The sequence below is a fragment of the Pseudomonas sp. GL-RE-29 genome (genome assembly GCF_019947275.1).
In the GTDB taxonomy this organism is placed as follows: Bacteria; Pseudomonadota; Gammaproteobacteria; order Pseudomonadales; family Pseudomonadaceae; genus Aquipseudomonas; species Aquipseudomonas fluorescens_A.
The window spans coordinates 93,238-104,674 of sequence record NZ_JAGYGD010000023.1 but is presented as its reverse complement, the minus strand read 5'-3'; the positions used below and the strand labels follow the sequence as shown (position 1 = coordinate 104,674).

The window sequence follows — 11,437 nt, the reverse complement described above, 5'->3', positions numbered from 1 at the left end:
TCCCATCCCGAACTCAGCAGTGAAACGATGCATCGCCGATGGTAGTGTGGGGTTTCCCCATGTGAGAGTAGGTCATCGTCAAGATTAAATTCCGAAACCCCAATTGCGAAAGCAGTTGGGGTTTTGTTTTTTCGGTCGAAAATAGGCACGCCCCACTCAAGGTCAATCGTGAAAATAATCACACAAACCTGAGTCCACGGTTTTGGTAAGGTGCAGCTCATTTTTAATGGACTGAGTTTGCGGCCACGGATCGGCATTATTCTCAATGAGTTGCTGTACAAGTGCCTGAACCAATACCAATCAAAGACCACGAAAAAGAGACGCGCCTGGTCAACAAAAGACTGATGGCCTGCGCCTCCTTCGTCGTCGCCATTACCTGCGCGCTGGTGGTGCGCATGTATGTCTTGCAGGTCGTCGAATTCGACTATCACTCCACAATCTCTGAGAACAACCGCGTCCACGTCCTGCCTATCACTCCTACTCGTGGGTTGATCTACGACCGCAATGGCGTAGTCCTGGCAGATAACCGGCCCAGCTACAACCTGACCATCACCCGCGAACGCGCGTCCGATGTCAAAGAAGAGCTCGACGAGGTAGTTAACCTCCTGCATCTACCTGCTGAGGACCGCACACTGTTCGACAAGGCGATGAAGCAGGCACGGCATCCGTTCGTACCGGTCACGCTGTTCTATGAGCTCACTGAAGAACAGATTGCTGTACTCGCGGTTAACGAGTTCCGTTTGCCGGGCATTGATGTCGAACCGCAGTTCGTCCGTCACTATCCATTGGCCGAGCACTTCGCTCATTCGATCGGCTACGTCGGTCGCATCAACGAGAAGGAATCCAAGGTCCTGGATTCGGTCGAATACCGTGGCACCCAATCCATCGGTAAAACCGGGATCGAAAAATTCTACGAGTCGGAACTGCACGGCCACGTCGGTTACGAGGAAGTCGAAACCAACGCCCAGGGCCGGGTTCTGCGGGTGCTCAAGCACACCGATCCAATCCCCGGCAAAAACATCGTCCTGAGCCTCGACGTCAAACTTCAGGAAGCCGCTGAGCAAGCCTTGGGCGATCGTCGTGGTTCGGTGGTGGCGCTTGATCCCTCCACCGGCGAAGTGCTGGCCATGGTCAGTAAGCCAAGTTTCGACCCTAATCTGTTTGTCACCGGCATCAGCTTCAAGGAATACGCGGCACTGCACGATTCAATCGACCGGCCTCTATTCAATCGGGTGCTGCGCGGCCTCTACGCGCCAGGTTCGACCATCAAGCCGGAAGTCGCGATTGCCGGTCTCGACACCGGCGTTGTGACGCCGCAAACCCGGGTCTTCGATCCGGGTTACTACCAACTCCCTGACTTCGATCACAAGTATCGCAACTGGAACCACAGCGGCGACGGTTGGGTGGACATGGACGCGGCAATCATGCGTTCCAACGACACCTACTTCTACGACCTCGCGCACAAGCTGGGCATTGATCGACTGCACGATTACATGGCGATGTTCGGCCTCGGCGAAAAGGTTTCGTTGGACATGTATGAAGAGTCCGCCGGCCTGATGCCGTCCCAAGCCTGGAAGCGCGCCACGCGACGTCAGCCGTGGTTCCCGGGTGAGACGGTGATTCTCGGCATCGGCCAGGGCTACATGCAGGTCACGCCGCTGCAACTGGCCCAGGCCACGGCGCTGATCGCCAACAAAGGCGTGTGGAATCGTCCGCACCTGGCCAAAACCGTGGACGGCGTAGCGCCGGTGGATGAGCACCCGATGCCAAACATCCTGCTCAAGGATCCGCGTGACTGGGAGCAGGTCAACCACGGTATGCAGATGGTCATGCACGATGCCCGCGGGATTGCCCGGGCGGCGGCGGCGGGGGCGCAGTATCGCATCGCCGGCAAGAGCGGCACTGCGCAGGTGGTGGCGATCAAGCAGGGCGAACGTTACAACCGTGAGAAAACCCGCGAGCGAAACCGTGACAACGCGTTGTTTGTGGGCTTCGCCCCAGCTGAGCATCCTAAAATTGTCATTTCGGTGATGATCGAGAACGGCGAGGCCGGTGGTCGCGTCGCAGGTCCTGTGGTGCGGCAGATCATGGACGCCTGGTTGCTCGATCAGGACGGCCACTTGAAGCCGCAATACGCGGCGCCGAGCAAATTACCGGGCGATTCTCACGTTTAGTGCCGAACGGCTTCATCGCACATCTCACGAATCTTTCTGAAGGTCCACCAACGCTGGAAGGAAATCCGCGAGGACTCTGTGTTATCCGCTGTCCGGGGATGCCGACATCGCTAGCAAGCCAGTTCCTACAGATTGATGGTGTTCACCTTTTTCGTGAACGACTCAGTTCCGTAGGAGCAAGCTTGCTCGCGATGAGGCCATCACAGATGCTGAAGATTCAAACCCCCGGCACCGGACACCCCAAATCCCCCTCCTGACACTTCAAGTAAGTCTTGAACGTCTCAACCCGCGCCTTGGTCAATTCCGTCACGCAATTGCTGTAGATCAGCGGATAAACGCTCCCGCCTTCCACCGCGGACGCCGAAAACTTGCACTCGGCATCGCGAAACGCAATCCACGAACGCTGCGCGCCCACCAGCAGTTTCTTGCTGTCGGGATTGCCCTTCAAACGCGTGGTGATCTGCTGGTAAAGCGCATTCAACTCTTTATCTGCGGCCGCATGCTGTAGCGACGCACACTGATTCATCGTGGCCTGATCGGTGGCGTTATCGCAGTCCACGGCTTGGGCCAGGGGAATGAACAGCAAAGGCGTCAGCGCCAGGAAAAAACGTGGGTACATGGACAAAGCTCGCTGTAACCGGAAAAAGTGAGGTGCAGTGTAGCGAAGGCAAGTGAACAAACTTGCAGCCCGGCACAAACCTGTTGCGAGGGTGCTTGCTCCCGCTGAGGTGCGAAGCGCCCCCAATCATTTATTCAGAGTGACACCGATTTACCACTGCTGTGCAGGCGAGCGGGACGGTGCGGCGATCCGACAGGCTTCCTCGCCACAGAATATGAGTTGTCAACGGGAAACAGTGCTGCAGTCCATCAGGGCGTCAGCCATTGCTTCGATGCCTTCGCGCTGGTGCAACTTTTCTAGCCAGACTTCGGGAATGGCCTGTACGCCGTAATGAGCCCCGGCCAATTGGCCGACGATGGCAGCAGTAGTGTCAGCATCGTCGCCCAGATTGGCGGCTTTTAGGATGGCTGCTTCAAAAGTGTTTGTGTGATGGAAGCACCATAGGGCCGCTTCGAGTGAGGCAACGCAGTATCCGGTGCCTTGAATATTGCTTTCAGGTTTGGCGAGGAAATCGCTTCGGGCGATGGCGGTGACTTTTGGTTCAAGGAATGATGCATCTGTTGCGTTGAGCAAATCCTGCTTGGATGTGCCTCGCAGTGCCTCGCAGATTAGATCAGCGAACAACAGACAGCATTCGACTGCTTCCGGCGCAGCGTGCGTTGTCCGTGAGCTCTTGGCGGCAAAGGTTCGCACCCGCTCGCGATTTGGAAAGTAATACAGCACCACGGGCACCAGGCGCATCAGTGAACCATTGCCGGCCGTATAGGGATCGCTGGAGCCGGCGAATGGTTGGCCGGTCTCCTTGTACCGAGCCAGTGCATCACTGACGGTCATCCCAATGTCGAAGCATTCCCCGGTTGAACTCAAGTGTCCGTGTTGCCACCAATCGAGGTACCGGTCCATCTGGTCCGCCGCATCGAAGCCGTTTTTGGCTAACAGACTTTCGGCCAGGCACAGCGCCATTGAAGTGTCATCGGTCCATTGTCCAGGCTTGAGGTGGAACGGACCGCCGCCGACCATGTTGGTCAGGTGTGGGAAAGATCCGCGCGGCTGGAACTCGACACTGGTGCCAACAGCATCACCGCAGGCCAGGCCCAGTAGAGCTCCGCGATAACGTTCGATGAGCGAAGGCTGCATGAAAATTCCTTTTTTCGGGGCAAATACGTTGGGGAACGTTAGCAGGTTTGATCGGCTGACTTTGCTCGCTGATCTCGAACTTATCACCAGAAATGCAGCCGAATGTTTCAGGCAAAGTTGATCGTCACACAACTTTAGGGTTGGACATGTGGTCTTACAGGCCTACTGTTGTTCATTACAGGAGGTGACGTATGAAACCAGTACCCAATAGTTTTGAGCGAAAAATCACGCTCAAATCGCCGCGTTCCCATGTATGGCGTGCCTTGGTCGATGCCGAGGCGTTTGGTCAGTGGTTCGGCGTCGCGCTCGAAGGCAGGCGTTTTATAGCAGGCGAGTGGACGCAGGGGCAGGTTACGTATCCCGGTTATGAACATGTGTTGTGGAACGTGCTGGTCGAGCGGGTCGAGCCGCAGCAGTTGTTTTCCTTTCGCTGGCATCCCTACGCGGTGAACCCGAAAATCGACTACTCCCAAGAGCCCACTACGCTGGTCAAATTCGAACTGGCAGACTACGAGGACGGCACGTTGCTCAAAGTTTCCGAGTCAGGTTTCGCGCACATTCCCGACATACGCCAGAAAGAGGCGTATTACATGGACAGCCGTGGCTGGGAAGAGCAAATGAACCGACTTGAACAATTCCTCACCGAAAACGCCAAGGCCCGTGAGCGAGAGTGACTAACCGCGGCTCCTGACCTGCCGCCTGAGGCGTCTAAGGGTTTTCGGAAGATCCCTTATAGCGAATGTCTTACACGCGTTACTGAATATGTCGTCTATTTAAGATTGGATCCGATGCGTATTCTGGCCTCATCCACTGAAGCACAGGGAGTGCCTCAGGATCATGGATGATCGGCCATTTGCACGGAATGCTGACGACAGGGAGTTGTAATGGTCTTGGAAGAACCCGCTTCGGCGGGTTTTTTTATGAGCGCAGGAAAAGTAATGGCTGCGAGGACCTGGTCCCCGCAGCCATTTTTTCACTGCAGATCGAGTTGCGCTGCGGCACGTTCGGTGATTTCCGCGCGCAGTTTCAATGAGCCAGCGGCACGTTTGCGGGCCTCTTCGAGCACGCTGGTCGGCGCTGTTTCCGGGCTCCCGGCTTTAAACGGTGGTGCCGGGGCGTATTCCAACTGCAATTGCACCAGCTCGGCGGTCTCCTGATCGAACAGCTCTGTGGCCAAGGTCAGGGCGAAATCGATGCCCGCAGTGATCCCGCCACCGGTCAGTAAGTTACCGTCACGCACCACCCGATCCTTCACGGCAATTGCGCCCAGCGGAGCCAGCAATTCGTGATAAGCCCAGTGGGTGGTGGCGCGTTTGCCCTTGAGCAATCCCGCCGCGCCGAGCACCAACGCACCGGTGCAGACCGACGTCACGTACCGCGCGTTGGCCGCTTGGGTCTTGATGAAGTCCAAAGTCTGCTCGTCTTCCATCAATGGGCCGACACCGCTTCCGCCGGGAATGCAAATCACGTCCAGCGTCGGGCAATCCTCAAAAGTCACGGTCGGTTTCAACATCAGGCCGGTGCTGGCAGTGATGGGCATCAGGTCCTTCCAGATCAGATGCACCTTCACGTCTGGCAGCGAAGCCAGTACGTCATAAGGGCCGGTCAGGTCGAGTTGCTGAACCTGTGGAAACAACAGAAAACCGATCTGCAAGGTCATGACGTTTTTTCTCCAGAAGTGGGTGGACGGCTCCACTGTAGGCGCCTAGGATTTGGCGCATACGCCAATCACCCCACGAATTACGCCAAATGACTAAAACCATTCACGTGCTCGCGTTCGCCAACGTGCAATTGCTCGACGTCACCGGGCCGTTGCAGGTGTTCGCGTCGGCCAACGACATCGCCCGCCAGCAAGGTATTCAAGCACCCTATGCGCCAACGGTGATCGCCAGCGGCGGCGGGGCGGTGATGTCGTCGGCGGGGTTGGCGTTGTTGGCGGAACCGTTGCCGGAACAGGGCAGCGATACCTTGATAATTGCCGGCGGTTGGGGCGTATACGCGGCGGCGCAAGATCTGCCGCTGGTGGCCTGGGTGCGCGAGCACGCAGCGGGTTGCCGACGGGTTTCATCGGTGTGCACCGGGGCGTTTTTGCTGGCCGCCAGTGGCTGGCTCGATGGCCGGCGCGTGGTGACCCATTGGACTCGCTGCGAACAGTTGGCGCAGCAACACCCGCAGCTGCAGGTCGAGCCCAATCCGATCTTCATCAACGACGGCCCGGTCTGGACGTCGGCCGGAGTGACTGCCGGCATCGACCTGGCACTGGCCATGGTCGAGCAAGACCTCGGCCGAGCCATGGCCCTGGAAGTCGCCCGGCAACTGGTGGTGTTTCTCAAACGCCCCGGCGGACAGTCGCAATTCAGCGTGACTCTGTCATTGCAGAAAGAAGGCAACCGCTTCGACGACCTTCACGCCTGGATCAGTGAAAACCTTACCAAGGATCTCGGCATCCCGACACTAGCCCTTCAGGCTGGCATGAGCGAACGCAGCTTCGTCCGCCACTACCGCGCCGACACAGGCCAGACCCCGGCCCGGGCCATCGAACTGATCCGAGTCGAGACCGCGCGTCGCTTGCTCAGCGATACCGGCGTGCCGATCAAACGGGTCGCCGTGCAATGCGGGTTCGGCAGTGAAGAAACCCTGCGCCGCAGTTTTCTGCGGGCCATGGGCGTGACGCCGCAGGCTTATCGGGAACGGTTTTCGGTCAGCGTTGCGGCGGATTCTTAACGCTGTAAGCGTGATGGACTTTGTGGCGAGGGAGCTTGCTCCCGCTGGGTTGCGAAGCAGCCCTGAAATCTGAGTACGGTATGTGAGTTGTTCAGGGTTCAAAGGGGTTGGCGACTGCTGCGCAGCCGAGCGGGAGCAAGCTCCCTCGCCACGGGTGATAGGTGGTGTCGGACAGACTTGTTTACGGCTGCCACACGCTCTTTTCCCCACTCAACTTCCGATCGAGAAAACACGCCGCGCTGATCAACGCCAGGTGCGTCAGCGCTTGCGGTGTGTTGCCCATGTGGCGCGCATGACTGTCGAATTCTTCGGCGTACAGCCCCAGCGGGTTGGCGTAGCGCAGCAGTTGTTCGAACTCCAGATGAGCCTTGTTGACCTGGCCGGCGCGGGCCAGGCATTCGACGTACCAGAAGGAGCACGCGGCAAATGCGCCTTCTGTACCGGGCAGGCCGTCGATGTGCTTGTCGTCATTGTGGTAGCGGTAAACCATGCCGTCGCGCACCAGGTTCTTTTCAATGGCGTCGAGGGTTGCCAGCCAGCGTGGGTCCTTGGCGCTGACGAAGCGCACCAGCGGCATCAGCAGCATCGAACCGTCGAGCGCGGTGCCGCCGATGTGCTGCACGAAATGCCCGCGTTCTTCATTCCAGAAGTTTTCCCAGATGTCTGTGTAAATGGCCTGACGGGTCTGATCCCAGCGTGCGAACGGCGCGGGCAGGGAGCGTTTCGAGGCGAGGCGGATCGCCCGGTCCAATGCGACCCAGCACATAAGTCGCGAGTGCAGGAAATGATGCTGCTCGCCGCGCATTTCCCAGATGCCAACGTCTTCCTGTTCCCAGGTTTCACACACCTGATCGATCACTTGCACCGTGTGCTTCCAACCCTCATGGGAAATGGCTTCGCCGTACTTGTTCACCAGATAAATCGCGTCCATCAGCTCGCCGAAGATGTCCAGTTGCACCTGCGCGTAGGCCAGGTTGCCGATGCGCACCGGTTTCGCACCGCCATGGCCGGACAAATGAGGGAGTTCGACTTCCGGCAATTCCTGGCGGCCGTCGATGCCATACAGAATATTGAGTTTCATCGATTGGCCGTGGCAGTCGCTGACTCGCCCGCGCAACCAGCGCATGTAGGCGTTGGCCTCTTCGACAAAGCCCAGGCGCATGAAGGCGTATACCGTGAACGAGGCGTCGCGTATCCAGGTGTAGCGGTAATCCCAGTTGCGTTCGCCGCCGGTGACTTCCGGCAGGCCGAAAGTCGCCGCCGCGAGGATCGCGCCGTGTTTGCGTGAGGTCAGCAGCTTCATCGCCAGCGCCGAGCGATTGACCATTTCCCGCCAGCGGCCACGATAGTTGGACTGGCCGATCCAGTCGCGCCAGAACTTCAGAGTGCGCTCCAGGCACATCGACGCAGCACCTTCCTTGAAGCGCGGATCGTCGATGGCACCGAGCAGGAACTCGGCCGTCTGGTCTTGTTTGAGAGTGAATTCGGCAACCGCTGCCTGGCCTTCGACCCGCATAGCCTGATCCGCCGCCAGGCGCAGGGACGGCTGATCGGCAGCCTCGAAAACCACGTCCTTTTTATCGAGGCGGGCGTGGGTGCGAGCGCGAGCGTAGTCATGGCGCACCGCGCAGCGCAGGTGAAACGTTGCCTGGCCGCTGACTACGCGAACCCGGCGCATCAGCACCGGCAAGCTATCTTCGCTGTCGCCGATGGGCAGCAGGTCGGTGATTTCTACCACAGCGTGATCGCTGAGCCAGCGGGTTTGCAGGACATTGGTGTCCGGCAGGTAGATTTGCTCGCGACGCGCATCGGGCAGGTCCGGGGAGAGTTGGAAGATACCTGCCTCGGGGGTGTCCAGCAGGGAACAGAAGATCGAAGGGCTATCGAATTCCGGCCAGCAGAAAAAATCCACGCTGCCCTTGTCATTGACCAGCGCGGCACTGCGCATGTCGCCGATGATGCCGTGGGCGTCGATGGAGCTTTGTCGTTCGGGGTGATGGTCGGGCATTGTCGCGAAACTCCACAATTCAAGCGCGTATTCAGCTGACTGGCGCGCGCCGTCGAGAGTTCATGACCACCCATGAAAAGATCTTCACTTCAAGGCCGCCCCTTCGTCACGCCCTGATCTCAGGTCTGGTAACGCCCACTGTGGCGATGCCATTCCAGACTGCCCGCCACCCAGATTTTCACCCCTGCCAGATAGCGCTTGAGCAGCGGTGAGGCGTTTGCGAGCAGCTGTTGTTCGGCGGTCTCATATAGGCGCACCACATCGTCATGAACGTTGGCGCTTAGCTGCATGGCTTGTTCAATTGAGCATTTATGCTCATTCATGAGCAGTAACGGCAGATTGAAGTCACCGACTTGCGCCAGGCTTTCCTTGGGAGCCGAATACAGGTCGTTGGCGATGATTGTTGCGCTGGCGGCCAGGGTCGTGACGCGTCGCACGGCGGGTGCGGAGTAGACGTTGGCCGGCAGCTCATAGCCGCCGATGATGTCAATCAGCGACATGCATGGCAGAAAACTGTTGGTCTGACGCTGGGCCAGATATTCCCAAAGGGCAGGAGTGACGCCACTGATGCGCCAGGCGGCTTCGGCAGTCATCGTGACGAACATGGCGATGATTTCATGTCGGACTCTGGCGATCTGGGCAGGCGCGGCGAACTCGGCGACCCGCGCGATATACGCACGCAAACCCACCAGCACAGGATCGCGTTCCAGGGCCGCTTCCAGATCCGCGCGAAAGGTGTCGGTCAGGTGCGCTGGCTCAAGCGCCGCCAGCGCGACGGACAGCCGAGGCCCGACCAGTGCCGGGATCGATCCGGTGCTTTCATCGTCGCAGTAATAATCATCGACTGCGAACAATGCTGCAATGCATTGGGCGGACAACAGCAAGCGATCCGGATCGTCGGTATCCGCGTGACACAACATGGCGAACCGGCCGAATTCCGAAGCGCGAATCTTTTTCTGCTGACCGGCAAAGATGCCGGTTTTATCGATCCAGAGCATCAGCCGGTCATTGACCTCTGAGGCTAACGCTTCGTCGATCCGACCTAGTGAAGGGCAATGCAGCGGCGGCACTCGCCAGTTCGATTTCAGTTGGTTTCGTGGCGTGGAACCCAGCGCAAGTTCGTACCATTGCTGTACGCCGTTCAGGCCGAACTGCTCGAAGATCCGGCGAAACCATGCGGTGAACGTCTGCGGCGCGGCATTGATGGCGCCAGGGATTTCAGACGGTGTTCGCCACTGCCAGCTCTGGGCTTCATCGGGATTGGCAACGGGATCGATGTCGCAGATGCCCGCGAGTACATGATCGTATTCGTGTTCGATCAACTGGTTGGAGACCGGCTCGTAATACAGCAATGTCGAGACTTTGATCAGTTTGCAGGTCATGCCCATTTCTTCGCGCAATCGCCGTTGCGCGGCGGCGGCCGTTCGCTCGCCGAGCCGGGGGTGGCCGCAACAGGTGTTAGTCCAAAGGCCCGCCGAATGATATTTGCCAAGCGCACGTTGTTGCAGTAGCAGACGCCCGCTGCGATCAAAAATGTACACGGAAAATGCACGATGTCGCAGGCCTTGTTGATGGACCTGCATTTTGGGGGCGAAGCCGGTCTGGCGGTCTTTGGGGCTGACCAGAATCAGTAACTCTTCCATAGCTGGACTCCTGCGTGCCTTCGCTACTGGACGATACTGCGGGCCAGACTTCTTAGTGAACTTCAGACGTGTTGTTGAAAAGGAAAATCTAGTTCAGCTCCGGTGGTGTCGCAAGGGAGCCGTGTCGCCGGCCAAACTTACCGAGGGCCTGACCTGGCTGATCACCGTGTTGAGCTGCTCGGATCTGCAATCCAAAGTTATCGCCACCTGAAGTAAGGCACTACCCGTAGGAGCTGCCGAAGGCTGCGATCTTTTGACTTTGCCTTTTAAAAACAAGATCAAAAGATCGCAGCCTTCGGCAGCTCCTACAGGGGGTAATGATCCGACTAATTCTCCTCGGCGCTCATCCGTTCTTTTAGCAGACAACTTTTGAGGTAAGCCCGGTGACCCAGCTGACATTACTGTGCCTGCCGTATTCCGGCGCGAGTGCCATGGTCTATAGCCGCTGGCGGCGCAAGCTGCCGGAGTGGATCAAGCTGCAGCCCGTGGAGCTGCCGGGGCGGGGTGCCCGTTTCGGTGAGCCCTTGCACACCGACATGCGCCGCCTGGCGCTGCAACTGGCGCAGGAACAAAAAGCCACGCTCAAAGCGCCATACGCCTTGTTCGGCCACAGTCTTGGCGCGTTGCTCGCCTGTGAAATGGCCCATGCGTTTCGCTCGTTCGGCTGCCCGGAGCCGGTGGCGCTGTTTGCCTCCGGGACGGCTGCGCCGACGATGCGTGCCGACTACGACCGCGGTTTTGCCGAGCCCAAATCCGATGCCGAGCTTATCGAGCAACTGCGCAGCCTCAACGGCACCAGCGAAGAGGTTCTGGCCAATGAAGAACTGATGAGCCTGACGCTGCCAATCCTGCGCGCCGACTTCCAGTTGTGCGGTCGATTCGAGCCCTTGCAGCGGCCTTTGCTCAGGTGCCCGTTGCACGTACTCGGCGGCAAGGCGGACCGGGCGACCACCGAACAGTTGATCGGCTGGAGCCAGGAAACCCACGGCAGCTTTTCGGTGGACATGCTTGCCGGCGGGCACTTCTTTATCCATGAACACGAGGCCAAGGTGTTGAAGGTGATCAAGGATCAGCTTGAAATTCATCATCGCCGCCACAGCATGACCGTCACTGTCTGACCCAACCCCTGTAG

10 protein-coding genes are annotated in these 11,437 nt (G+C 58.5%); 4 read left to right on the top strand and 6 right to left on the bottom strand.

Going from position 1 to position 11,437, the window contains the following annotated elements:
* Positions 1-257 (bottom strand): hypothetical protein (locus tag KGB21_RS19390; protein WP_223506395.1); only part of this gene is annotated, 257 nt, incomplete at its 3' end.
* A 24-nt stretch (positions 258-281) separates the two neighbouring features.
* Here KGB21_RS19390 and mrdA point away from each other — a divergent pair.
* Positions 282-2,174, top strand: coding sequence for a penicillin-binding protein 2 (gene mrdA / locus KGB21_RS19385; RefSeq protein WP_034149242.1), 1,893 nt, complete (start codon positions 282-284; stop codon positions 2,172-2,174).
* A gap of 217 nt (positions 2,175-2,391) precedes the next feature.
* Here the strand turns inward: mrdA and KGB21_RS19380 are convergent, their stop codons facing one another.
* Both KGB21_RS19380 and KGB21_RS19375 read right to left on the bottom strand, forming a co-directional pair.
* Entirely contained in the window at positions 2,392-2,793 is a 402-nt protein-coding gene (locus KGB21_RS19380; protein ID WP_034149243.1) for a lysozyme inhibitor LprI family protein, read from the bottom strand.
* A 222-nt stretch (positions 2,794-3,015) separates the two neighbouring features.
* Complete coding sequence (locus KGB21_RS19375; protein WP_034149244.1) at positions 3,016-3,930, bottom strand: ADP-ribosylglycohydrolase family protein; 915 nt, start codon at positions 3,928-3,930, stop codon at positions 3,016-3,018.
* Between the two features lie 191 nt (positions 3,931-4,121).
* On the opposite strand from KGB21_RS19375, the gene KGB21_RS19370 reads away from it, so the two are divergent.
* Positions 4,122-4,604, top strand: coding sequence for an SRPBCC family protein (locus tag KGB21_RS19370; RefSeq protein ID WP_034149245.1), 483 nt, complete (start codon positions 4,122-4,124; stop codon positions 4,602-4,604).
* Positions 4,605-4,903: 299 nt separating this feature from the next.
* Here KGB21_RS19370 and inhA read toward each other — a convergent pair whose 3' ends face one another.
* A complete protein-coding gene (inhA, locus tag KGB21_RS19365) occupies positions 4,904-5,590 on the bottom strand; it encodes an isonitrile hydratase (protein WP_223506394.1) in 687 nt (228 codons plus the stop codon).
* A gap of 89 nt (positions 5,591-5,679) precedes the next feature.
* On the opposite strand from inhA, the gene KGB21_RS19360 reads away from it, so the two are divergent.
* Positions 5,680-6,654 carry a GlxA family transcriptional regulator gene (locus KGB21_RS19360; RefSeq protein WP_223506393.1) on the top strand — a complete coding sequence of 325 codons (975 nt, stop codon included), beginning with the start codon at positions 5,680-5,682 and terminating at the stop codon, positions 6,652-6,654.
* Positions 6,655-6,835: 181 nt separating this feature from the next.
* Here the strand turns inward: KGB21_RS19360 and KGB21_RS19355 are convergent, their stop codons facing one another.
* Together KGB21_RS19355 and KGB21_RS19350 are read right to left on the bottom strand one after the other, a co-directional pair.
* On the bottom strand, positions 6,836-8,662 hold the full coding sequence (locus tag KGB21_RS19355; protein WP_223506392.1) for a glycoside hydrolase family 15 protein: 1,827 nt from the start codon (positions 8,660-8,662) through the stop codon (positions 6,836-6,838).
* A gap of 119 nt (positions 8,663-8,781) precedes the next feature.
* Complete coding sequence (locus KGB21_RS19350) at positions 8,782-10,305, bottom strand: family 2 encapsulin nanocompartment cargo protein terpene cyclase (RefSeq protein WP_223506391.1); 1,524 nt, start codon at positions 10,303-10,305, stop codon at positions 8,782-8,784.
* 383 nt (positions 10,306-10,688) lie between these two features.
* Here KGB21_RS19350 and KGB21_RS19345 point away from each other — a divergent pair, with 383 nt between their 5' ends.
* Positions 10,689-11,423, top strand: a complete 735-nt coding sequence (locus KGB21_RS19345; protein WP_223506390.1) for a thioesterase II family protein — start codon at positions 10,689-10,691, stop codon at positions 11,421-11,423.
* Positions 11,424-11,437: the final 14 nt, after the last annotated feature.

What these genes read in the sequence shown, in the direction of transcription:
- KGB21_RS19380 (WP_034149243.1), bottom strand. Translation starts at nt 2,793, where the DNA reads ATGTACCCACGTTTTTTCCTGGCGCTGACGCCTTTGCTGTTCATTCCC.
- KGB21_RS19375 (WP_034149244.1), bottom strand. Translation starts at nt 3,930, where the DNA reads ATGCAGCCTTCGCTCATCGAACGTTATCGCGGAGCTCTACTGGGCCTG.
- KGB21_RS19370 (WP_034149245.1), top strand. Translation starts at nt 4,122, where the DNA reads ATGAAACCAGTACCCAATAGTTTTGAGCGAAAAATCACGCTCAAATCG.
- inhA (WP_223506394.1), bottom strand. Translation starts at nt 5,590, where the DNA reads ATGACCTTGCAGATCGGTTTTCTGTTGTTTCCACAGGTTCAGCAACTC.
- KGB21_RS19360 (WP_223506393.1), top strand. Translation starts at nt 5,680, where the DNA reads ATGACTAAAACCATTCACGTGCTCGCGTTCGCCAACGTGCAATTGCTC.
- KGB21_RS19355 (WP_223506392.1), bottom strand. Translation starts at nt 8,662, where the DNA reads ATGCCCGACCATCACCCCGAACGACAAAGCTCCATCGACGCCCACGGC.
- KGB21_RS19350 (WP_223506391.1), bottom strand. Translation starts at nt 10,305, where the DNA reads ATGGAAGAGTTACTGATTCTGGTCAGCCCCAAAGACCGCCAGACCGGC.